Origin of the sequence: Streptomyces sp. NPDC051662 (genome assembly GCF_040681655.1) — a bacterium.
Taxonomy (GTDB): Bacteria; Actinomycetota; Actinomycetes; order Streptomycetales; family Streptomycetaceae; genus Streptomyces.
This window is the reverse complement of record NZ_JBFAZD010000006.1, coordinates 76,272-99,229: the sequence shown is the minus strand read 5'-3', so window position 1 is coordinate 99,229 and position 22,958 is coordinate 76,272. Positions and strand designations below refer to the sequence as shown.

Below are 22,958 nucleotides of genomic sequence, written 5' to 3'. Positions count from 1 at the left end.
ACCGTAAACGCAACAGGCAGGCCGAGGGTTCCTAGGAAACCCCCAACCTGCCCGTAAGGGAAAGCCCTGTGTCCGCGAAGCAGCACCTCAGAAAAAGCGGCACCTCAGAAGCGGCATCTCAGAAGCGGCACCAAAGGCACCGCCGAGGTACTACGCGGGAACGATGTTCACCAGCTTCGGCGCCCGCACGATCACCTTACGGATGCCCCCGCCGCCCAGCGCCGCGACCACCGCCGCGTCACCCAGCGCCAGCGCCTCCAGCTCCTCGTCCGAGATCGACGGGGAGACCTCCAGCCGCGCCTTGACCTTGCCCTTGATCTGCACCACACAGGTCACGGACTCGTCGACCACATACGCCGGGTCCGCGACCGGGAAGTCCTGGTGGACGACCGAGTCGGAGTGGCCCAGCCTGCGCCACAGCTCCTCGGCGATATGCGGGGCCAGAGGCGCGACCAGCAGCACCAGCCGCTCGGCGACCGACCGCGGGACCAGGCCGTCCGTCTTGGTCAGGTGGTTGTTCAGCTCGGTCACCTTCGCGATGGCCGTGTTGAACCGCAGCCCCGCCATGTCCTGCGAGACCCCGTCGATCGCCTTGTGCAGCGCGCGCAGCGTGTCCTCGTCGATATCGGCGTCCGCGGTGTCCACGACGGTGGCCTCGCCGGTCGTCTCGTCCACCACATTGCGCCACAGGCGCTGCAGCAGCCGGTACTGGCCGACGACCGCGCGGGTGTCCCACGGCCGCGAGACATCCAGCGGGCCCATGGCCATCTCGTACAGCCGCAGCGTGTCCGCGCCGTACTCGGCGCAGATCTCGTCGGGAGTGACCGCGTTCTTCAGGGACTTGCCCATCTTGCCCAGCACGCGGCTGACCTTCGCGCCCTGGTACCAGTACGCGCCGTCCCGCTCCTCGACCTCGGCGGCCGGCACCGCGATACCACGGCTGTCCCGGTAGACGAACGCCTGGATCATGCCCTGGTTGTACAGCCTGTGGAACGGCTCGACCGAGGAGATGTGCCCCAGATCGAACAGCACCTTGGACCAGAACCGCGCGTACAGCAGATGCAGTACGGCGTGCTCCTGACCGCCCACATACAGATCGACGCCGCCGTGCGGCTTGCCCTCGCGGGGGCCCATCCAGTACTGCTCGATGGCCGGGTCGACCAGCTTCTCGCTGTTGTGCGGATCCAGGTAGCGCAGCTCGTACCAGCACGAACCGGCCCAGTTCGGCATGGTGTTGGTCTCCCGGCGGTAGCGCTTGACGCCCTCGCCCTGCCCCAGGTCCAGCTCGACATCGACCCAGTCCGCGTTGCGTGACAGCGGCGTCTCCGGCTGCGTGTCCGCGTCGTCAGGGTCAAACGTGCGTGGCGAGTAGTCGTCGACCTCCGGCAGCTCCAGCGGCAGCATCGACTCGGGCAGCGCGTGCGCCGTACCGTCCTCGTCGTAGACGATCGGGAACGGCTCGCCCCAGTACCGCTGACGGCTGAACAGCCAGTCACGCAGCCGGAAGTTGACGGTCCCCTCGCCGATACCGCGCGCGGCCAGCCACTCCGTGATCCGCGCCTTGGCCTCGGTGACGCCCAGACCGTCCAGCGAGATGTCCTCGCCGGTCGAGTTGATGAGACGCGCGTCGTACGAGGCGAACGCGTCGTCCCACTCGGCGGGGTCGGTGGAGCGGCCGTCCGAGGGCTCGACCACACAGCGCATCGGCAGCTCGAAGGCGCGCGCGAACGCGAAGTCACGGCTGTCGTGCGCCGGTACGGCCATGATCGCGCCCGTGCCGTACCCCATCAGCACATAATCGGCGATGAAGACGGGTACGCGGTCGCCGCTGACCGGGTTGGTGGCGTACGCGCCGGTGAAGACACCGGTCTTGTCCTTCGCCTCGGCCTGCCGCTCGACATCGGATTTCGACGCGGCCTGCTTGCGGTACGCGTCGACGGCCTCGGCGGGGGTGGCGTGACCCCCCGTCCATACGTCGTGCGTGCCCTCGGGCCAGTCGGCCGGCACGATCTTCTCGACCAGGTCGTGCTCCGGCGCCAGCACCATGTACGTGGCGCCGAACAGCGTGTCCTGACGCGTGGTGAAGACGGTGATCGCGTCCAGGTGACCGTCGTCACCGGCATGGACCGGGAAGTCGACGCGCGCGCCCTCGCTGCGCCCGATCCAGTTGCGCTGCTGCAGCTTGATGGCCTCGGGCCAGTCCAGCGCCTCCAGATCGTTCAGCAGCCGGTCCGCGTAGGCGGTGATCCGCATGTTCCACTGGCGCAGCTTCGCCTTGAACACAGGGAAGTTGCCGCGCTCGGAGCGGCCGTCCGCGGTGACTTCCTCATTGGCCAGAACGGTGCCCAGGCCGGGAGCCCAGTTGACGGGCGCGTCGGAGGCGTACGCCAGCCGGTACTCGCTCAGGACGTCGGCGCGCTCGGCGGCGTTCAGCGCGCTCCAGGGGCGCCCGTCGGGCGTCGCGCGCTCCCCGCTCTCGAACTGCGCCACCAGCGTCTCGATCGGGCGCGCCTTGTCGGCGTCCTTGTCGTACCAGGAGTTGAAGATCTGAACGAAGATCCACTGGGTCCACTTGTAGTAGTCCGGGTCGATCGTCGCCACGGACCGGCGCTTGTCGTGGCCCAGGCCCAGCCTGCGCAGCTGGACCTTCATGTTGTCCATGGCCGCCTCGGTCGACACGCGGGGGTGCGTGCCGGTGGCGACCGCGTGCTGCTCGGCCGGCAGGCCGAAGGCGTCGAAACCCAGCGTGTGCAGCACGTTGTGACCGGTCATACGCCGGTGGCGGGCGAACACGTCGGTGGCGATATAGCCCAGCGGATGACCGACGTGCAGCCCCGTGCCCGACGGGTACGGGAACATGTCCATGATGAACTTCATGGGCTTCGCGACCAGCTCGGGGTCGCCGACCAGATCACCCGTGGGGTTCGGCGCCTCGTACGTGCCCTCGGCGTCCCAGAAGTCCTGCCAGCGTGCCTCGATGTCGGCGGCCATGGCCGCCGTGTAGCGGTGCGGCGCCACCGGCTCAGCGGCAGCGGAATTCGTCTCGCTCATGTTCTCCGAAGCTCCATCGATCGTCTCTGCCAGCGGATTCGGCCGTGCCATTCGGCGAATGGCGGCGCCGGTCGGTGAACGAAAAAGCCCCTCACACAGGAGGGGACGCCACGCTGATTCCGACCGGATCTCTGTCATCCGTGTCCGTCGGGACTGATCAGCGCGGCCCGCTAAGCAGAAGGCGTACGGCACGCATGGCGTCAGGGTACCGCAGCGTCCGGACGGCCCGCACCGGCGTATCACGCGGCGCCACCTCCGACCGGGGCCGGACCGAAGCCACCGGGGCCGGACCGAGGCCACCAGGGCCGGACCGAGGCCAGACCGAAGCCACTGGGGCCGGACCGAGGCCACCGAGGCCAGACCAAGATCACGACCGAAGTCACGACCGCGGACCGCCCCGGACGGGGAGAGTCCGGGGAGAGGAGGGGGAGGGTCCGGGGAGGGCCTGCGCAGAGTACGGGTGAGAGTGAGCGAAGAGGTTGACAGAAGGACCTGACCGGAAGGCGGCGTTGGGCTCGTAACGGGCCCCCGCGCGACCACCGAGGCGACCGCCGCACCCGGCTTACTCCGCGTATCAGTCCCTATCCGGGCAACCGCGCAGTCGGATAACTCACCTTGCCCCGGCTAAACCCGCAAACCCGGTACTGCCCGGTATGGCGCCACCTAGCATGCGGCCACGGGACCGCTTTCCCGAGCCATTCGGAGTTGCCCCCATGAACCCTCAACGCAAGCCCAGTTCGTCGCTCAGCCTGGATCCCGACAAGAGCCGGCAGATACAGGGTGGAGTTTCCGTCGCCGCGCTGGTACTCGTACCACTACTCGCCGTCGCGGGAGGCGACGATTTCCGTGCCTTCCTCGATTTCGGTGCCGGCGTGCTGTCGCTGCTGTCCCTGTCCGGGGCCGTCGTCTGGGGCCTGATAGCCACCGACCGGTTGCTGCTCTCCCCACGGCACCGGCTGCTGGCCCAAGGCGTCCACCGGGCGACGGCGGTGGCCTCGCTCGGCTTTCTGCTGCTGCATGTCACCGTCAAGGTCTCCCTCGGACATGTGGCGCTGATCGGCGCCCTGGTGCCGTTCGGACTCGGTATCAACGGCGCGAACGGCCTCATCGGCTTCGGTTCGCTCGCCGGACTGCTGATGATCGTCGCGGCCACGACCGGCGCGATGCGCAGCGCCTTCGCCCTCCCCGGCCGGTTCGCCGGGCGCTGGCGGGCGGTGCACATGCTGGCTTACCCGGCCTGGTGCTTCGCTCTTGTGCACGGCCTCTTCGCGGGCCGCCCCGCGGCCACCTATGTCACCACGCTGTACTGCCTCACCCTGGTCGGGGTGGCCGCCGCCGTATCCGTACGGCTCTTCCCACGCCCGCTCAAGCGCCGGATCGCCGACAAGATCGTGTCGCTGACCGGCGCCAACGGAGTGAACGGCGCGAACGGAGCCGCCCGTGAGACGGCCGAGGCCGAGCCGTCCCGGCGCGATCTCGCCTCGGATCCGCTTCCGGGCGCGACGGGTGTCCCCCCGCGGCCCCGGTACGCGGGCCCGCTCCAGCGCGAGCCCGCCGTGCCGGGCCCGTCGCTGGGATCGCCGCTCGACCCGCCCCGTACGCCGCCGCGGCTCGCCGCCCCTTCCCCGCCGCTGTACGAGGCTCCCCGGCCGCCGGCCGAGCCCTACCCGGCCGTCGACCCCCTGGCCGACACCTTCGTCGCCCCCCGCGCCGACGCGTATCAGGACCCCGCCGATCCACTGTCGGACACCGGTACGGGTATCTCCGCCGGCTACCGCGCGGTCTCCCTGGGGACGGAAGCCACCATGCGTATGCCGGTACCGCCGCCCCCCGGGCCCCCCGACGGGATACCGCTCGCCGAGCGCATACCGATGACCGAGGAGATCCCGGTGGTCCCCGAGGAGCCCATGGGCAGACCGGGCGGCTGGCCCGCCCCGTCCCCGCCACGGCCGGCGCAGGCCTTCGCGCCGCCCCCGCCGACCCCCTACGACTCCGGCGCGATCCCCACGTACGACGCGGGACCCGCCTCGGCCTACGGCCCGACGGGAGCGTCCCCGTACGGCACCGACGCCTACGGCACCGGCACCGTCCCCCCGTACGACACGGGCTCCACCCCCGCCTACGACAGCAGGTCCTACGACAGCGGGTCCTACGGCGGTCCCCATGCCGGGCAGCCGGCGGCCTCCCCCGGGCCGGACACGCCCGATCCCGCCGGTCCACCGCCCGGTCCCCTCTATCCGCCCCCGGCCGGGGAACCCTGGCACGCACCCGCAGGAGACCGACCGTGAACACCCCGCTCCCCGATGTCCCCGAAGTCCGTGTCGTCGGCCTCCCCCAGCTGACCCAGGGATTCGATCTGGTCGAACGCCTCGATCTGCCCATGCATCTCAAGGTGCACGGCCCGCTGGAGCCGATGACCGGCGAACGGCTGGCACAGCTCGCCGAGAACATCTCCCTGACCGGCCGCGGCGGCGCGGGCTTCCCCTTCGGCAAGAAGCTGCGGGCGGTCGCCAAGGCCGCGATCCGCCGCGGTGTCCGGCCGGTCGTCGTGATCAACGGCAGCGAGGGCGAGCCCCCCTGCCGCAAGGACACCGTCCTGATCAACCGCGCCCCGCATCTCATACTCGACGGCGCGCTGCTGGCCGCCGAGGCGCTCGGCGCCCGCACCCTGGTCGTCGCCGTCACCCGCAATTCCACCGAGGTCTCGATCCGCGCGGCCCTCGCCGAACGCGGACTGTCCGACCGGCGTGGCCAGCCGCTGCGCGCGCGGGTGATCCGTACCCCCGAGCGCATGGTCTCGGGCGAGGCCTCGTCGGTGATCCGCGCCATCGGCGGCGGGCCCGCCCTGCCGCCCGGCCGCCGCGAGCGCGCCGCCGAGTCCGGGGTGGCCGGTCTTCCGACGCTGCTGTCCAACGCCGAGACCTTCGCCCAGCTGGCCGTCGCCGCCCGTATCGGCGCCCGCCGCTACGGCCACACCGGGCTGGACAGCGAGCCGGGCACGGTCCTGCTCACCATCTCCGGCGCGGTCGCCCGTCCCATGGTGGTCGAGGCGCCGTCGGGGGTGCCGCTGCGGTACGTCCTCCAGATGGCCGGCGCCCCGCCGATGCCCCAGGGCGTGCTGACCGGTGGCTACCACGGCAACTGGATCGACGCGATGGCCGCCCATGAGGCCGTCATCTCCAAGGAGTCCTTCGCGTCGTTCGGCGGCGCGCTGGGCGCGGGCGCGATCCTGCCGATCGGCCCCGAGACCTGTCCGCTGGGTGAGGCGCTACGGGTCGCCAACTGGCTGGCGGCCGAGACGGCGGGGCAGTGCGGCCCCTGCAAGCTCGGACTGCCCGCGGCGGCGGGCGGCCTCTCCGATGTCATCAACGGTGGCGGCCAGGCCGCCCTGGAGGCGCTGCGCGCGGTGACCCAGGCGGTCAAGGGCCGGGGCGCCTGCAAGCACCCCGACGGCTCCGCGCGGTTCTTCGCCTCCACCCTGTCGGCGTTCACCGACGACCTCGCCGCGCATGTGCTGGACGGCGGCTGCGGGCGCGAGACGACGGGGGTACTGCCCCTGCCGGGACCCGGCTACCAGGAGGCGGAGGAGTCCATTCCGAGCGGGGAGAAGCTCGCGGTGGACTGGACGCTGTGCCAGGGCCACGGTCTCTGCGCGGATATCGTCCCCGAGCTGATCCGGATGGGGCCCGACGGCTATCCGGCGCTCGCGGACGCGTCGGTTCCGATGCATCTGCGCGGGCGTGCACAGCGCGCGGTGCGCCGCTGCCCCGCGCTCGCGCTCCGTATCGAGCAGCCCGCGCCGGTACGCACCGAGCGGTCCACCCGCGCGGCGCTGCCGCCCAGCGGTGGCCGCAAGGCCCTGGGACCCGGGCGCGGTTGAGACAGTCGGCCCGGCGGGTGCCCACAACGGGCGCCCGCCGGCCCACGGCCCCACAAACACCCGCATGAGGACACAACACACAGCACACGGCAGAGAAGCGGGCCACCCGATCCGGGTGACCCGCTTCTCTTACTGTGGAGCTAAGGAGAATTGAACTCCTGACCTCCTGCATGCCATGCAGGCGCTCTACCAACTGAGCTATAGCCCCTCACGGTGTGCCGCTCTCCGGGTTCTCCCCTCGGCGGCATCGCCAACATTACACGGTCCCTCCGGCTCACCACCAAATCGTTTCCGGTCTGAAGGGATAAGACCGGTACGCCCGGTACTGTCGCCCTTCGTGACTGTCGCCACGCTCCCGCGGAGTGCGCTCCGCACCCTCTCCGCCCGGCGCCCCCTTCTGCTCGCCGCCTCGGTCTGTCTGCTGTCCTTCGCCACGTTCTGGGCGGCGCAGCGCGCGGCCGGGGTCTCCATGATCGACCTGATGGTCTATCGCGCCGAGGGCCGTACGGTGCTGGACGGCCGGGACCTGTACGCGATGCGCGCGACCTCCGCTCAACTCCCGGCGACCTACCCGCCGTTCGCCGCCCTGCTGTTCACCCCGCTCACCCTGCCGGGCGTTCCGGGGCTGCGGGCGCTCGCCACCGCCGGGAATCTGCTGCTCCTGGTCGCGTTCGCGCAGCTCTCCCTGCGGCTGACGCTCGCCCCGGACCGGCTCCCCCGGCCGTGGGTCACCGCGCTCTGGGTGGCCTCGGCCGCCGTCTGGTGCGAGCCGGTCTGGACGACCCTGCGCTACGGGCAGATCAATCTGCTGCTCGCGGTGGCGGTGGTGTGGGACCTCACCCGCCGCGACGGACACCGCTGGGCGGGCGTGGGCACCGGCCTCGCCGCCGCGATCAAGCTCACCCCCGCGCTTTTCGCGGTTCTGTTCCTGATCGTCGGGCTGGTACGGGCCAGGGAGGAGGGCTGGAATCCGTGGCTGCGGCGGTCCGCGACGGCCTCGGTGGTCTGCTGCGCGGCGACGCTGGTGGCCACCGCCGCTCTCCCCCGTGACTCGCTCCGCTTCTGGTCCGTGACCCTCTTCGAGACGCACCGGGTGGGCAGCGCGGAGAACACCGCCAACCAGTCGCTGCGCGGGGTCCTCGCCCGACTCCTGCACACCGCCGAGCCGACGCTCTGGTGGACCGCCACGGCCGCCGCGATGGCGGTCCTCGGCCTCGCCGCGGCAGTGGCGGCGGCGCTGCGCGGGGAGCGTGCCGCCGCCATGACCGCCTGTGCGGCGACGGCGCTGCTGATCAGCCCGGTCTCCTGGTCGCACCACTGGGTGTGGTGTGTACCGATCGTGCTGTTCCTCGGCGCGCGCGCCGGGGCGCGGTGGGCGCTCGCGGCGGCGCTGGTCTTCTGCTCGTACGCCCTGTGGTGGGTCCCGCACGGCACCGGCCGCCCCGAACTGGCCCAGGGCGCCGCCGAGATGGCGCTCTCCGCCCTCTATCCGCTGACGGCCGCCGCCCTGATCGGGTACGTGGCCGCGTCCGTGGTCAGGCCGTGGCGAACGAGTAGAAACGCTTGAGCGTGCAGTGCTCGTCGAGGAGCCGGCCGTAGATCGGCTCGCCCTCCAGCTCCCGGTAGGTCTCGATGGGGTCGCCTTTTATGATCAGCGCCCGCGCGCACTCCTCGCACCAGTACTGGTACTCGGGGTTGAGCGGATCCATGTCCCGGACGATCGGCGTACCGCTGCCACACCAGTCGCATTTACGCCTGTGTGCACCCATCACTCAGCTCCAGCTATGGCCGCAGGCCGTGCACACGTAGGAAATTCCGCCATTGTCACCAAGTACTTGGGCCACATGGGACGAGCCGCACGAAGGGCAGCTGAGGCCGGTCCGCGCCTCCGCCGCGGCGAGCACTTCACCGGGTTCCTCGACGCTGCTGGCGGACATGTACGCGCTCCCTCCCCATGCGGTCCGTCGCCCCCCTCCGGCGGTCCGATTCTGCCACGCCGAGGACTGGTGAGCAGCCTGAAAAATCCTGCCTGTTAGGGCTTATACCGGACGCGGCGACCATGTGCCCCGGACCCGCCGGGCGAGGGAGACGGCGAACGCGAGGACGAAAGTCCCGAAACCAGAAATCCCGCCCCTTGCCAGGGACGGGATCCAGAGGATGTAACCGATTGTGGAGCTAAGGAGAATTGAACTCCTGACCTCCTGCATGCCATGCAGGCGCTCTACCAACTGAGCTATAGCCCCGCGTGTTCCCCGCGCTCGGCGCCGCGAACAAGAAGAACTTTAGCCTGCGACCAGCCGGAAAGTGAAATCCGGCCCCACCGCCACCGGCGGCGGCTCAGTCGTCGTCACCGAGGACCGGTTCCGGGAGGGTTCCCGCGTTGTGCTCCAGGAGCCGCCAGCCGCGCGCGCCCTCGCCGAGGACCGACCAGCAGCAGTTCGAGAGCCCGCCGAGCCCTTCCCAGTGGTGGGACTCCAGGCCCAGCAGATGGCCGATCGTGGTACGGATCGTGCCGCCGTGGCTGACCACGACGAGCGTGCCGCCGTCGGGCAGCTTGTCGGCGTGCCGGAGCACGACGGGCGCGGCGCGCTCCGCCACCTCGGTCTCCAGCTCACCGCCGCCGCGCCGGACGGGCTCGCCGCTCTTCCAGGCCGTGTACTGCCCGCCGTACCGCGCGATGATCTCTTCATGGGTCAGGCCCTGCCAGTCGCCCGCGAAGGTCTCGCGGAGCCCGGCGTCGTACGCGATGTCGTGCCCGGTGATCGCGGCCAGCTCACGGGCCGTGGCCGCGGCCCGCCGGAGGTCGGAGGCGATGATCGCGTCCGGCTTCAGGGAGGCCAGCAGCCGGGCGGCCCGGTGCGCCTGGGCGACACCGGTGTCGGTCAGCTCGATGTCCGTGGTGCCCTGGAAGCGGCGCTCCAGATTCCACGACGTCTGGCCGTGCCGCCACAGGATGATGCGGCGGCCCCTGCCGCCCTTTCCGCCGTTCAGCTCAGCTCACCGTCCGTGTCACCGAAGGCCCCCGCGCGCTCCCCGCCGTCGCCCGCCGACTCGGCGTGCTCCGCAGCCTTGCCCCGGGTCTTGACGGCGTCCTCGGGAAGCGGCAGCTCGGGGCAGTCCTTCCACAGCCGCTCCAGAGCGTAGAAGACCCGCTCCTCGCTGTGCTGCACATGCACGACGATGTCGACGTAGTCGAGGAGGATCCAGCGTGCGTCACGGTCGCCCTCGCGGCGCACCGGCTTGGCGCCCAGCTCCTTCTGGAGCCTCTCCTCGATCTCGTCGACGATCGACTTGACCTGACGGTCGTTGGGCGCCGAGGCGAGCAGGAAGGCATCGGTGATCGACAGCACCTCGCTGACGTCGTACGCGATGATGTCGTGCGCGAGCCGGTCGGCGGCCGCCTGGGCGGCGGCGTTGACGAGCTCGATGGAACGATCAGTAGCGGTCACAAGCAGGCTTCCGTCGGTGGTCATGGAGAAACCAAGGATCTCACGGACCACCGACAGCCGGTGCGGCGCGTGAGCGGGCCTGGCCACCGTCGCCGGAGCGGGCCGGGCCACCCTCGCCGGAGCGGGGCCGGGCACGCGCCCGGCCCCGACCTCCGGTCCCCCGCCGGCCTCGGTCGGCCTCAGTCGGCCTCGGCCGGCCTCAGTCGGCCTTGTAGTCCTTGCCGAGGACGACGGAGACATCCGCGTTCGTGGCGGCCTTGCCCTTCTTCACCGCGTCGGCCGGCAGTCCGAGGGTCTTGGCGACCTCTTCCGCCTCCGGCTTCTTCGCCTCGTCACCGTAGGTGACCTGCGAGGATGCCACCACCTCCGCCGTGCCCGCGTCCACGAAGCGATAGCCGCCGTTCACCAGCGAGATCCGGGAGGACTCCGCCGCGTCCTGGTTCCCGCTCGCGTTCTTCACCCCGACGCGCACGGCCGAGCCCTGCTCCGGAGCGCTGACCGAACCGCCCAGGATGTCCTTGACCACACTCTCGGAGGCCTGCTCGCTGAGCAGGCCGTTCTGCTGGACGGGCAGCAGCGTGGTCTTGTAGTCGCCGACCTTGGCGTGCTCGGCCAGCTTGGCCAGGGAGGCTCCCAGGTCCTTCTCGGGCAGCGAGGGATCGAGGATCTGCGCCAGGGTCTCGACGGTGACCGTCGCGGCCTGCGGGTCGTCCGACATCTTCCGCAGCACCCCCTGGAGGACCTGGCCGAACCGCTGGAGCTGCTTGGCCTCCGGCTCGCCGGGCGCGGTGTAGGTGGCGTAGGCGACGGCCATGCTCCCGCTGAGCGTCTGGTTCTCGCCCTTCTTGACCACCGGGTCGTCGCCCTTCTTCGCCCCGGGCACCTCGACATCGGTGGTCAGGTCGATCGTGCCGACGAGTTCGACGAGGTTCTCCAGATACGGGGTGTCGAGCCGCCAGGTGCCGGTGATCTTGGTGCCGAGCAGTGCGCCGATGGCCTCGCGCGTTCCGTCCGAGCCGTCGTCGTCGACGGACTTGCCGAGCGTGGAGGAGACGCCGTCGTCGTCCGCGACGGAGAGGGAGTTGGGCAGCAGGACGGTGGTGCCCTGCCCGGTCGTGGAGTTGTTGACCAGCAGCGCCGTGGAGGTGCCCTTCGCCTTGGTGTCGTGCAGATGCACCACGATCACATCGCGCTTCTGCGGCCCCGTGGCGGTGGTCTTCTTCTCGTCCGCGGCGCCGAGACCGGGCAGCTTGCCCGCGTACCAGAGATAGCCGACGCCGCCGGTGACCGCGAGGACGAGAACGACGACCAGGGCCACGACACGGCTGCGACCGCGCCGCTTGGCCTCCTCGCGCCGCTCGGAGCGGCTCTCGGTGAACTTCAGCCAGTCGATGACGTCTTCGGAGTCCTCGTCCGGCTCCTCTATGAACGAGAACTGCTCGGTGCGGTAGTCACGGTCCTGGCCGTCGGGCCGCCGCTGCTCCGGTACGGGTACGGGTACGGACGCGGGCGCCGGGGCGGGCGGCTCGGCGACCGGGGCGGCGGAGGCGGCGGCCGGCTGCTGCTGCTGCTGCGGGATGTTCCACTGCTGGGTCGTGTCGACGCTCACGGGCTGCTGCTGCCCGGTGTCGTAGCCGTAGCCGTCGTATCCGTACGCCTGCCCCTGCCCCTGTGCCTGCCCCTGCTGCGACGGCGGTTGCTGCTGCTGCGACGACGGCTGGGCGTACGGGTCGTACTGCTGCGGGGACTGCTGGGGCCCCGTCGGCTGCTGGGGCTGGGCGTACGGGTCGTATCCGTACGCCTGTTGCTGCTGCGGCTGTCCATAGGCGTCGTACTGCTGCTGCGCCTGGGGCTGTTGGTACACCGGCTGCCCGTACTCGTCGTAACCGACGATCCGGGGCTGTGTGTAATACGGGTCGTACGGATCGTACGGCTGCTGCTGGTCGTTCACCGGTGCCCCTCTCCCTGGCTCATGCGCCGCGGTACAACTGCCGCTTGTCGATGTAGCGCACCACACCGTCGGGCACCAGGTACCAGACCGGATCACCCTTCGCGACCCGCCCCCGGCAGTCGGTCGACGAGATCGCCAGCGCGGGCACCTCCACGAGGGAGACACCGCCCTTGGGCAGTCCGTCGTCCGTCAGATCATGGCCCGGCCGGGTCACTCCGATGAAATGGGCGAGCGAGAACAGCTCTTCGTGGTCCCGCCAGCTCAGGATCTGGGAGAGCGCGTCGGCTCCGGTGATGAAGAAGAGGTCCGCGTCGCCGTGGACGGCCCGCAGGTCCCGCAGCGTGTCGATCGTATAGGTCGGGCCGCCGCGGTCGATGTCGCTGCGGCTGACCGAGAACTGCGGATTGGACGCGGTGGCGATGACCGTCATCAGATAGCGGTCCTCGGCCGGGGAGACCGCGCGCTGGCTCTTCTGCCACGGCTGCCCGGTCGGTACGAACACCACCTCGTCGAGGTGGAACAAGGCCGCCACTTCGCTGGCCGCCACCAGGTGCCCATGGTGGATCGGGTCGAAGGTCCCGCCCATCACGCCGAGTCGGCGCCTGCCACGGCCGGATCCGGGTTCACGACCGCCGGCCGCTTGCTGCTCTCCCATGCGTGCAGAGCCTACTGGCACAAGATGACGCGCCGGTGTCAGCGGTCGCGGTTGAAGCGGGTGGTGATCCACAGCAGCAGAAGCAACGCGAACAGGGCGCCGCCACCGACGAGGTACGGGTTGAGGCTTTCGTGGTTGCCGCCGTGCTCGGTGCCCTCGGCGAGCGTGACCAAGTGGGCGGCGGTACCGGTGAGGCTCATCTTCTACGGGCCCTTTTCTTCGCGGGTGGGAGCGGAGACTTCGCGCACATCGTATGCGGGGGCTTCGGGCACGCTCACGCCGACTCAGTCGTTGTGATCGTTGTCGCGGTATCCGCGCAACAGGAACCAGGCGAGCAGGGCGACTCCGACCATCGAGACGACCAGCACGATCCGCAACGTATTGCCCGGTCCCTGCTGGTCCGATGCGGCGGCGAGCAGGGTGACGATTTCCGGCATGTCGGGTGCGCTCCTCGGTCTCTTCCGGCCGCGCCCGGGATGGCGGCTCCCGGGAAACACGGCGATAGGCCCCCGTCACACGGTAGACCCACCCCCTAGGGTGGGGGCCGTCAGGGGGACGAGCCTTGGACTCGTAGGAACAGGGGATATCCATATGACCGAAGACAGTCACGAGGCAGCCACTCACGAGAACGTGCCGAGCAGGCAGCGCAAGCGCTTCCCGGGCATTTCCTCACGGGCGTACGAACACCCCGCGGACCGCTCGGCGCTGGTCGCCCTGCGCAAGCTCACCGGCTTCGACACGGTGTTCAAGGCGATGAGCGCGCTGCTGCCCGAGCGCAGCCTGCGGCTGCTCTTCCTCTCCGACTCCGTGCGGGTCAGCGACGCGCAGTTCGCCCATCTGCACGCCATGCTGCGGGACGCCTGCTACATCCTGGACCTGGAGAAGGTTCCCGCGATGTACGTGGCACAGGACCCGAAGCCGAACGCCATGTGCATCGGTCTGGACGAGCCGATCATCGTGGTCACCACGGGGCTGGTGGAGCTGCTCGACGAGGAGGAGATGCGGGCGGTCGTCGGCCATGAGGTGGGCCACGCGCTCTCCGGTCACTCCGTGTACCGGACCATACTTCTCTTCCTCACCAATCTGGCGCTCAAGGTCGCCTGGATCCCGCTGGGCAATGTCGCGATCATGGCGATCGTGACGGCGCTGCGGGAGTGGTTCCGGAAGTCGGAGCTGTCGGCGGACCGAGCAGGACTGCTGGTCGGCCAGGATCTCCAGGCCTCGATGCGCGGCCTGATGAAGATCGCCGGTGGCAATCATCTGCATGAGATGAATGTGGACGCGTTCCTGGAGCAGGCCGCCGAGTACGAGGCGGGCGGCGATCTGCGGGACTCCGTGCTCAAGATCCTCAATGTGCTGCCGCGTACGCATCCCTTCACGACGGTGCGCGCCGCCGAGCTGAAGAAGTGGGCCGAGAGCCGCGACTACCAGCGGATCATGGACGGCCACTACCCGCGCCGCGAGGAGGACAAGGACACCTCGGTGACGGACTCGTTCCGCGACTCCGCCACGCATTACGCGGACACGGTCCGCAACAGCAAGGACCCGCTGATGAAGCTGGTCGGCGACATCGCGGGCGGCGCGGGCGATCTGGGCGGCAAGCTGCGCGACAAGTTCACGGGCGGCGGGAGCGGCAACAGCGACCGCCCCTCGGACGAGGGCCCCGGCAAGAGCTGAGCCGTACGTACGGACGACGGAAAGCGGAACCACGCACGAGCACGTATCGAGAGCCCGGTCGGCCCTGTCAGGCGGCCGGGCTCGGTTTCGCCGCGCGGGACAGCGTCCCGCACAGCGCCGTGGCCGGCGGACCCGTCGCGTACGGGTCCGTGCCGGCCGGTTCATGGGGCTTCGCGCGCTGGCCCGCCAGCAGGGGCCGCAGCGTCGTCGGCGGCTCCGTCGAGCACGCCTGCGGCCCGGCCTGCACCTCGCTGGTCAGCAGGCGCGCCGTATGACGCGGCAGCGCGTCCAGGTCGAAGCGGAAGCGCAGCTCGCGCCGGACGGTGAAGAGCGAGGCGTCCCGTACGGGCAGCGCTTGGGAGCCCGCCGGGCGCAGCGCGTAGACGAAGACATGGTCCGAGACCACCTCCAGCGTCCCGGGTGAGGTCTCCTGGTAGCGCAGTGTGCCGTGCACCCGCACCTCGTCGTCGGCCTGGGCCACCTTCGCCGGGTCGAAGCGCACCAGCCAGCCGGTGGGGGCGTGCAGGCCGTCGTCGGCGGGGGCGGCGAATCCGGCGTCGAACTGGTCGAGCTGGTCCGGGTCGAGCAGCACCCGTACCGGCCGTTCCGAGTGGCCCTCGATGACGTCCGGGTCGAGCGAGGACGCCACGAGATAGTCCTTGACGGTGGCCAGCGCGGCCATCACCTGGCTCTCCGAGAAGCCCCCGGTCTCCCGTACGGCGGGCATCGTGATCCCGGCCGCCCCCGCCCGGAACTGCGCGGCCGGGCTGTGCTTGAAGAGATCCGCGGGAGTGCCGCCCGGTACGGGCCCCTCCGGGGCCAGCGGGATCACCGACATCCGCACCTGGTGCACCGAGCGCCCGGTGGTCGGCCGGTAGGGATTGCGCAGACCCAGGTAGATCGCCGTACCGAACGCCAGGACCACCACCAGGACGAGCAGCAGCAGCTGTCTCGATCCGCGCCAGAAGATCCCGTGGGTCCGTCCCCTGGCCGGTGGCGGAGGCCGCGTCGGAGGCACCCTCCGTACGGCGTCGGCGTGATCGGTCATCCGTTCCCGCGCCGAGAACTCCTGAAGGCGGGCCTCCCGGATGAAGGATTCGTCGAAGACGGTGGAGCGGTACTCGTCGTCATCGCCGCCGGGCAGCCCCTCAGGTTCCCCCTCGGGTGGGTCTCCACGCCCTGCCATACCTTCAGAGTAGGTCGGCGGGGCCGAACGTAAACGCTGGGCAAGCCGGGAAGTTCCGGGAGCCACGCGATCGGCCGTTCAGGTCGTGCTCGGCCGTTCGGGGAGGTCGTCAGGTGCGTTCGGAGGCGCGGTCAACGCGCGGTCAGGGCGTGCGCGGCACCACGGAGACCGTCGGCGCCGACTCGTTCGCGGAGGCCGACGGGATACCGGGGGTCGGCTTGTCGATCTCGGTCGTGGTGGGCCCCGGCACCTTGCCGTCACGGCTGTTGGAGGCTCCGCGGTAGACGGCCGAGAAGGCCAGCGCGACCATCCCGATGCCCATCAGCAGGGCGAGCAGCCAGGCGACGGGCCGGTGCCAGCGGGCGGCGCCGCGGTACGGCCGCAGCGAGCCGCCGTGGCGTCCGTACGGCCCGGCGGCGTCGGGGTCGTCGGGGTCGTACTCGCCGTCGTAGTCGGGGTCGGGTCCGTACGCGCCGTCGCGGCCGTACAGCTCCTCGTACAGCTCGTCCTCGGGCCGTCCCCCGCCGGACCGCGCGCGGGCCGCCTCGGCCTCGGCGCGCGCCTGGGCTGCGGCCAGCAGCCGTTCCACGGCGGAGGGTTCATGGATCGTGGCGGCCCTGACGAAGTCCTCGTCGAACACCACGGGGGCGAAGTCCTTGTCCGCGCCTCCGCGGTCGTCGTCGGGCTCCCAGCCGTCCGGGAACGGCTTGCCCCCCACGTCGTCCGGCACCCCTTCAGGGTAGACCTGGCGGGTCGTTTTGGGCAGGCGGAGTCCGAACTCTCCCGACTCGGTCTTCGTCACATCGCGACCCCCCGCGCGGCCGTACGCCGTCGCGGGCGCCCCAGCCGTATCGGTCCGTATCAATGGCCCCGGCGCTACCGCGTGTGGCCGTCGCCGATCACGATGTACTTCGTGGACGTCAGCTCCGGCAGCCCCATCGGCCCCCGCGCGTGCAGCTTCTGCGTGGAGATTCCGATCTCCGCGCCGAAGCCGAACTCGCCGCCGTCGGTGAACCGGGTGGACGCGTTCACGGCGACTGTCGTGGAATCGACCAATTGGGTGAATCGGCGGGCGGCGGCCTGTGAGGTGGTGACGATCGCCTCCGTATGGCCGGACGACCAGAGGCGGATATGGGCGACGGCGGCGTCCAGCGAGTCGACGACCGCGGCGGCGATGTCGTACGAGAGGTACTCGGTCTCCCAGTCCTCCGCGGTGGCCGGCACGATCTCCGCCTTCGAGCCCGCGCCGTACGCGAGCACCCGCTCGTCGGCGTGGACCGTGACCCCGGCGTCGGCGAGCGCGTCCAGCGCGCGCGGCAGGAACGCGCCCGCGATGTCCTGGTGGACGAGGAGCGTCTCGGCGGCGTTGCAGACGCTCGGCCGCTGCGCCTTGGAGTTGATCAGGATCTCGACGGCCATGTCGAGATCGGTCTCGGCGTCCACATACACATGGCAGTTGCCGGTGCCGGTCTCGATGACGGGGACGGTGGAGCCCTCGACGACGGCCCGGATCAGGGAGGCGCCGCCGCGCGGGATCAGTACGTCGACCAGGCCCCGGGCCCGCATCAGTTCCTGTACGGCGTCCCGGCCCTCGCCGGGCACGAGCTGTACGGCGTCGGCGGGCAGCCCGGCCCCGCCGACGGCGTCGCGCAGCACCCGTACGAGCGCGGTGTTCGAGGAGATCGCGGAGGAGGAGCCGCGCAGCAGAACCGTGTTGCCCGACTTCAGACAGAGCGCGGCGGCGTCCACGGTGACATTGGGGCGGGCCTCGTAGATGATCCCGACCACACCGAGCGGCACCCGCACCTGACGCAGATCGATGCCGTTGGGCAGCGTCGAGCCGCGTACGACCTCACCGACCGGGTCGGGCAGCGCCGCCACGTCCCGTACGTCCGCGGCGATGGCACGCACCCGCTCCGGTGTCAGTGTCAGCCGGTCGATGATCGCCTCGCCGGTCCCGGCCTCCCGGGCCCGTGCGATGTCCTCGGCGTTGGCCGTGACGATCTCGTGGGTACGGACTTCCAGCGCGTCCGCGATCGCCAGCAGCGCGTCGTCCTTGGCCGCCCGCGGCAGTGGCGCGATATCGGCGGCCGCGGCGCGGGACCGGTAGGCGGCCCTGGCGACCGGGGAGAGGTTGTCGTACGGCGAGAGCGAGGTCATGCCCGCAGGGTAGTGCGCGCCCTGCGGGCATTCCGCACCTATTCCGGACTCCGAGACACTTCCGGAGGGGGATCAGAACGGGTGAACGCCCACCGGGGCCGCCGGGGGCGGGCCGTAGCCCTCCGCGATCCGCTGGTGATACGTCTCACGGTCGATGACCTCAAGACCGACGATCTTCCACGGCGGCAGCTTGGCGCTCGACCGGTGCTCGCCCCAGAGCCGCAGTGCGACGGCGGCGGCGTCGTGCAGATCCCGGGCCTCCTCCCAGTACCGGATCTCCGCGTGATCGTTGGCGTACCGGCTGGTCAGCAGGAAGGGATGGTCATGGGCCAGCTGCTCAAGGCCGCGCCGGACCTCCGGCAGCGGGGCCTCGGCGCCCGAGACGCTGAGCGTGATGTGCCAGAGCTTCGACAGCGCACGGCCCTCCGCGTGCGCGTCCGTTCTCGATACGACCTCCCGCTGTTGCTCGTCGTCGAAGTCGTCCCCCGCTTCGACGCTGGTCAGGGCTCGTTCCTCGCCCGCGGCCCTCCGGGCGTGGGCGCTCCCCCCGGTCCCTCGGGGCACCGCCCCCGGGCGCGCTCGTCTCACCAGCGGCCTCCTGTTGATGCGTTGTCGTGCTGTACCCCGTCTGTACCCCTGGGACAAAGTTGACCAGTCCTGGGCAGGGCATGGGGCGGTTTTGGTAAAGGTCCCTGTTCAAAGAACGGAGTTTCAGCCGTTTCAGGGGTGGGTCAAGGATGGAGGATGACCAGATCGTCTCTGTGTACGACCTCACGCTCGTAAGCGGGACCCAGCTCGCGGGCCAGCTCGCGGGTGGAGCGGCCCAGCAGCTGGGGGATCTCCTTGGCGTCGAAGTTGACGAGCCCACGCGCGACCGGTCGGCCCGCCGTGTCCCGCAGCTCCACCGGGTCACCGGCGCTGAACTCGCCCTCGACGGCGGCGATTCCGGCGGGCAGCAGTGAGGTACGCCGCTCGACGACGGCCCGTACCGCGCCGTCGTCCAGGGTGAGCGCGCCCTGCGGGGTGGAGGCGTGGGCGAGCCACAGCAGCCGGCCCGCGGAGCGCCGTCCGGTGCGGTGGAAGTACGTACCGGTGTCCCGGCCCGCGAGCCCGTCGGCGGCGTGGCTCGCCGAGGTCAGCACCACCGGGACCCCGGCGGCGGCGGCGATCCTGGCGGCCTCGACCTTGGTGACCATCCCGCCGGTGCCCACGCCCGCCCGGCCCGCGCTGCCGAGGGAGACGCCCGCCAGATCGGCGGGGCCGCGCACCTCCGCGATCCTGGAGGCGCCGGGGGTGCGGGGGTCGCCGTCGTACAGCCCGTCGACATCGGAGAGCAGGACGAGCAGATCGGCCCGTACGAGATGGGCGACGAGGGCGGCCAGCCGGTCGTTGTCGCCGAAGCGGATCTCGTCCGTGGCGACGGTGTCGTTCTCGTTGACGACGGGGACGGCGCCCATGCCGAGCAGTTGGTCCAGGGTGCGGTACGCGTTGCGGTAATGGGCGCGGCGGCTGGTGTCGTCGGTGGTGAGGAGCACCTGCCCGACGCGTACGCCGTAGCGGGCGAAAGAGGCGGTGTAGCGGGCGACGAGCAGCCCCTGTCCGACGCTGGCGGCGGCCTGCTGGCGGGCCAGGTCCCGGGGGCGGCGCTCCAGTCCGAGGGGGGCGAGTCCGGCGGCGATGGCGCCGCTGGAGACGAGCAGCACCTCTTTCTCGTCGCCGCTCCCGGCACCACGTCTGACCTGGGCGAGTACATCGACGAGCGCGTCGACCCGGTCGGCGTCGAGCCCGCCGGAGGCGGTGGTGAGCGAGGAGGAGCCGACCTTGACGACGATCCTGCGGGCCCCTGCCACCGCGTCCTGCCGTACCGTCGCGCTCTGCCGTGCCGCTGCCACGTGCTGTGCCTCTGCTCTCACTGTCGGCCACACCTCACCGGCCGACCGCTCGCCGGCTGGTCGTCCGCCGGTCGCTCAGCGTACGCGGGCGACTCCCGGGCCGACGAGGCATTTCAGTGGGTGGGACGCGGCCCGGGGACCCGTCCGTATGCTCAACCCGCGATCCTGAGTGCAACCGCATGCCGGTGAAGACAGTCTGTCAGGTATGACAACACTCGGGAAACGTTCCCGTCCGCGCAGCGATAGGCTGGCCTCCACGGCGCCCGCACGCTCGCCGATGGCGGCGACTCCCCCCACTTGATCCCCCCGCGCAACCACACACGAGATGGGCCATCAGTAATGCCAGTAAAAGTGAGCGTCGTCATTCCGGTGTACAACCCGGGTAAGTACATCGACCCGTGCATCGATTCACTGCTGGCCCAGACGCTGCCGGCGGCGGATTTCGAAGTGCTCTTCGTGGATGACGGGTCGACCGACGACAGCCCGGCCCGTCTGGACAAGCTGGCGGCCGAGCACCCTCATTTCCGGGTGATCCATATCCCCAACTCGGGCTGGCCCGGCAAACCGAGGAACATCGGTGTCGCCGAGGCCAAGGGTGAGTACGTCCAGTTCGTGGACCAGGACGACCACATGGCGTCCGACGCGCTGCGACGGCTGTATGAGATGGGTCACCGCAACGGCTCCGACATCGTGATCGGGAAGGTCGCGTCCAATTTCCGCGGCGTCCCGCACGGCGTGTTCAAGAAGAACCGCGAGAAGTGCGATCTGAGCAATGCGCCGCTGTACGACAGCCTCACCCCGCACAAGATGTTCCGTACGGAGTTCCTGCGCGAGAACAACATCGCGTACCCCGAGGGCAAGCGGCGCCTGGAGGACCAGCTGTACATGATGCAGGCGTATTTCCCCGCCAAGGTCGTATCGATCCTGGGGACTTACACCTGTTACTACTACTCGAAGCGGGACGACGGCCAGAACGCCGGCTCCGCCAAGATCGTGCCGGCCGGCTACTACGGCAACCTGCGCGAGGTCCTCAAGGTCGTCGTGGACAACACCGAACCGGGTGAATTCCGGGACCGGCTGCTGCGGCGCTTCTACCGGGTCGAGATGCTCGGCCGGCTGAGCGAGCCGTCGGTGGTCAACTACACGCCCGAGTTCCTCGACGAGATGTGCGACGCGATCCGTCCGCTCGCCGAGGAGTTCATGCACGACGGTGTGCACGACGGCCTCGGCTCGCTGGTCAGACTCCGCTCCACCCTGCTGCGCGCCGACGACCGCCAGGGGCTGGTGAAGATCGCCCGCTTCGCCAAGTCGGTGAAGGGCGCGGCCCGGCTGGAGGACTTCGACTGGCAGCCGGACGGCAGTGCCGCACTCACCGTGACCGGTCGGCTCGTCCACGGCGAGGACAAGGAGCCGCTGCGGCTGGTCCGCCGCGGCAAGCGCTACTTCCTGCACTCCGACATCACCGAGGGGCTGCTGCCTGACGGTGAACTCCTCGATGTCACCGACGACATGGACAGCTTCAAGGGCGAGTTCTCGCTGCGTAACCGCGAGACCGCCGTCGAGTGGCCGTGCGTCGCGGAGTTCACCACCAAGATCGAGGCGCTGGGCGACGACACGTACGAGGTCGTCCTGCACGGCATCGGCCAGGTCACCAGCGAGGCGGTCAAGGGCCGTGGCCGGGTCTCCCGCGGCTTCTGGGACGTCTGGGTGCCGCTGCGCGGACTCGGGCTGGTACGGAAGGCCAGGCTCGGCGCGGACCGCGCCGCGTCGGTCGACGCCAAGTGCCTTCCCGCGCTGCTCGGTTCGCCCGCGCGGCCGGTGATCCCGTACTTCACCGACCCGCACGGCAACCTCACCCTCGATGTCGCGGGCCGCGCCAAGAAGATGGCCACCTATCTCGCGGACCGGCCCGCGCGGCGGATGCCCGGCAGCCGTCCCGAGCTGCGTCTCGATGTCTTCACCGGCAGCAAGTCCGGTTCTCAGGCGGTCGAGTTGGTGCTGACCCCGGCGGACGGCAACGCGCGGACCGCGCCGTCCACGCTCCGCCCCGACCAGGGCCGCGCCCACCTCGGTGTCCCCGCCCGGGTCCCGGACCTGCCGGCCGGACCGGCGCAGCTCTCGGTCCGGCTGGACGGGCCGAAGGGGCCCGTGCTGCCGCTCTGCGAGGTGCCCGTGGCCCAGGGCGGCCGGATCCGGCTGGACGAGAGCGGTCTGGACATGGTCGATCCCCTGCTCGTCCGGATGGTGACGGTGAAGCGCCGCCGGGCGACGCTGCGCCGGGTGCTGCGCTCGGCGGGCGGCCCGATCGTGCGCCGGCTGCCCTCCTCGGCGCGCAAGAAGGTGCGCCGGCTCGCCGCGCGTCTCTGACCGGCCGCGCTTCTCCCGAGCAATGAGTGACAAGCACACAGAACAAGGACGTGATCACATGCGGCAGCTCTCGGTCGAAGGCGCCTGGGTACATGAACCGAAGATCTTCCCGGACAGCCGTGGCAGCTTCCACGAGTGGTTCAAGGCGTCGGACTTCACCGAGGCGGCCGGCCACCCGCTGCACCTCGCCCAGGCCAACTGCTCCGTCTCCAGCCGCGGCACGCTGCGCGGGATCCACTTCGCCGACGTACCGCCCAGCCAGGCCAAGTACGTGAAGTGCGTACGCGGCGCGGTGCTCGACGTCATCGTGGACATCCGGGTCGGCTCCCCCACGTACCGGCGGTGGGAGGCGGTACGGCTGGACGATGTGGATCATCACGCCGTCTATCTCGCCGAGGGGCTCGGCCACGCGTTCATGGCGCTGACGGACGACGCCACGGTGGTCTATCTGTGCTCCGAGGGGTACGCCCCCGGACGTGAGCACGGCATCAACCCGCTGGACCCGGCGCTCGGTATCGAGTGGCCCGAGGGCATCACCCCGCTGCTCTCCGACAAGGACGCGGCGGCGCCCACCCTCGCGGAGGCCGAGGCCCAGGGCCTGCTCCCGTCGTACGAGGATTGCGCGGCGTACTACGCCGAGCTGGCCGCCCGCGGCTGAGCCCGCCCGGCGCATACGGAAGGGGCCCGAGC

General features: G+C 70.5%; 19 protein-coding genes and 2 tRNA genes. 6 read left to right on the top strand and 15 right to left on the bottom strand.

Features of this window, described 5'->3' with window-relative positions:
• Positions 1–150 precede the first annotated feature (150 nt).
• Entirely contained in the window at positions 151–3,051 is a 2,901-nt protein-coding gene (leuS, locus tag AB0M67_RS12370; RefSeq protein WP_365745282.1) for a leucine--tRNA ligase, read from the bottom strand.
• 713 nt (positions 3,052–3,764) lie between these two features.
• On the opposite strand from leuS, the gene AB0M67_RS12365 reads away from it, so the two are divergent.
• On the top strand, positions 3,765–5,339 hold the full coding sequence (locus tag AB0M67_RS12365) for a hypothetical protein (protein ID WP_365745281.1): 1,575 nt from the start codon (positions 3,765–3,767) through the stop codon (positions 5,337–5,339).
• The gene (locus AB0M67_RS12360) at positions 5,336–6,931 is read left to right on the top strand and encodes an NADH-ubiquinone oxidoreductase-F iron-sulfur binding region domain-containing protein (RefSeq protein WP_365745280.1); all 1,596 of its coding nucleotides are present in this window, start codon (positions 5,336–5,338) and stop codon (positions 6,929–6,931) included. Before AB0M67_RS12365 ends, AB0M67_RS12360 begins: the two co-directional genes overlap by 4 nt.
• A 135-nt stretch (positions 6,932–7,066) precedes the next feature.
• Here the strand turns inward: AB0M67_RS12360 and AB0M67_RS12355 are convergent.
• Positions 7,067–7,139 (bottom strand) — tRNA-Ala (locus tag AB0M67_RS12355).
• Positions 7,140–7,268: 129 nt separating this feature from the next.
• Between AB0M67_RS12355 and AB0M67_RS12350 the strand changes: the two genes are divergently transcribed.
• The gene (locus AB0M67_RS12350; RefSeq protein WP_365745279.1) at positions 7,269–8,498 is read left to right on the top strand and encodes a glycosyltransferase 87 family protein; all 1,230 of its coding nucleotides are present in this window, start codon (positions 7,269–7,271) and stop codon (positions 8,496–8,498) included.
• Here AB0M67_RS12350 and AB0M67_RS12345 read toward each other — a convergent pair.
• The 8 genes from AB0M67_RS12345 to AB0M67_RS12310 all read right to left on the bottom strand — a co-directional run bounded on the left by AB0M67_RS12345 (position 8,467) and on the right by AB0M67_RS12310 (position 13,423).
• Positions 8,467–8,700 (bottom strand): hypothetical protein, encoded by a 234-nt coding sequence (locus tag AB0M67_RS12345; protein ID WP_030352343.1) that lies wholly within the window; start codon positions 8,698–8,700, stop codon positions 8,467–8,469. The two genes, AB0M67_RS12350 and AB0M67_RS12345, sit on opposite strands and share 32 nt — an antisense overlap.
• A 401-nt stretch (positions 8,701–9,101) precedes the next feature.
• A tRNA-Ala gene (locus AB0M67_RS12340) sits at positions 9,102–9,174 on the bottom strand.
• Between the two features lie 94 nt (positions 9,175–9,268).
• Positions 9,269–9,922 carry a histidine phosphatase family protein gene (locus AB0M67_RS12335; protein WP_365745536.1) on the bottom strand — a complete coding sequence of 218 codons (654 nt, stop codon included), beginning with the start codon at positions 9,920–9,922 and terminating at the stop codon, positions 9,269–9,271.
• A complete protein-coding gene (gene rsfS, locus AB0M67_RS12330) occupies positions 9,919–10,380 on the bottom strand; it encodes a ribosome silencing factor (RefSeq protein ID WP_365745278.1) in 462 nt (153 codons plus the stop codon). The genes AB0M67_RS12335 and rsfS overlap by 4 nt, the downstream gene beginning before the upstream one ends.
• Positions 10,381–10,579: 199 nt before the next feature.
• The gene (locus tag AB0M67_RS12325; protein WP_365745277.1) at positions 10,580–12,331 is read right to left on the bottom strand and encodes an LCP family protein; all 1,752 of its coding nucleotides are present in this window, start codon (positions 12,329–12,331) and stop codon (positions 10,580–10,582) included.
• A gap of 19 nt (positions 12,332–12,350) precedes the next feature.
• Positions 12,351–12,986, bottom strand: a complete 636-nt coding sequence (gene nadD, locus AB0M67_RS12320) for a nicotinate-nucleotide adenylyltransferase (protein WP_351387962.1) — start codon at positions 12,984–12,986, stop codon at positions 12,351–12,353.
• Positions 12,987–13,024: 38 nt separating this feature from the next.
• A complete protein-coding gene (locus AB0M67_RS12315; protein ID WP_365745276.1) occupies positions 13,025–13,186 on the bottom strand; it encodes a hypothetical protein in 162 nt (53 codons plus the stop codon).
• 84 nt (positions 13,187–13,270) lie between these two features.
• A complete protein-coding gene (locus AB0M67_RS12310; RefSeq protein WP_365745275.1) occupies positions 13,271–13,423 on the bottom strand; it encodes a hypothetical protein in 153 nt (50 codons plus the stop codon).
• A gap of 154 nt (positions 13,424–13,577) precedes the next feature.
• On the opposite strand from AB0M67_RS12310, the gene AB0M67_RS12305 reads away from it, so the two are divergent.
• Entirely contained in the window at positions 13,578–14,663 is a 1,086-nt protein-coding gene (locus AB0M67_RS12305; RefSeq protein ID WP_365745274.1) for a M48 family metallopeptidase, read from the top strand.
• Between the two features lie 67 nt (positions 14,664–14,730).
• On the opposite strand, the gene AB0M67_RS12300 is transcribed toward AB0M67_RS12305, so the two are convergent.
• The 5 genes from AB0M67_RS12300 to proB all read right to left on the bottom strand — a co-directional run bounded on the left by AB0M67_RS12300 (position 14,731) and on the right by proB (position 19,859).
• Entirely contained in the window at positions 14,731–15,849 is a 1,119-nt protein-coding gene (locus AB0M67_RS12300) for a hypothetical protein (protein WP_365745273.1), read from the bottom strand.
• Positions 15,850–15,991: 142 nt separating this feature from the next.
• Positions 15,992–16,579 carry a hypothetical protein gene (locus AB0M67_RS12295; protein ID WP_365745272.1) on the bottom strand — a complete coding sequence of 196 codons (588 nt, stop codon included), beginning with the start codon at positions 16,577–16,579 and terminating at the stop codon, positions 15,992–15,994.
• 146 nt (positions 16,580–16,725) lie between these two features.
• Positions 16,726–18,009: a glutamate-5-semialdehyde dehydrogenase gene (locus tag AB0M67_RS12290; protein WP_365745271.1), complete on the bottom strand. Its 1,284-nt coding sequence runs from the start codon at positions 18,007–18,009 to the stop codon at positions 16,726–16,728.
• Positions 18,010–18,081: 72 nt separating this feature from the next.
• Positions 18,082–18,597, bottom strand: coding sequence for a hypothetical protein (locus AB0M67_RS12285; protein WP_365745270.1), 516 nt, complete (start codon positions 18,595–18,597; stop codon positions 18,082–18,084).
• Positions 18,598–18,740: 143 nt separating this feature from the next.
• A complete protein-coding gene (gene proB / locus AB0M67_RS12280) occupies positions 18,741–19,859 on the bottom strand; it encodes a glutamate 5-kinase (RefSeq protein WP_365745535.1) in 1,119 nt (372 codons plus the stop codon).
• Positions 19,860–20,252: 393 nt separating this feature from the next.
• Between proB and AB0M67_RS12275 the strand changes: the two genes are divergently transcribed.
• Positions 20,253–22,268: a glycosyltransferase family A protein gene (locus AB0M67_RS12275; protein ID WP_365745269.1), complete on the top strand. Its 2,016-nt coding sequence runs from the start codon at positions 20,253–20,255 to the stop codon at positions 22,266–22,268.
• 58 nt (positions 22,269–22,326) lie between these two features.
• On the top strand, positions 22,327–22,926 hold the full coding sequence (rfbC, locus tag AB0M67_RS12270; RefSeq protein WP_365745268.1) for a dTDP-4-dehydrorhamnose 3,5-epimerase: 600 nt from the start codon (positions 22,327–22,329) through the stop codon (positions 22,924–22,926).
• Positions 22,927–22,958: the final 32 nt, after the last annotated feature.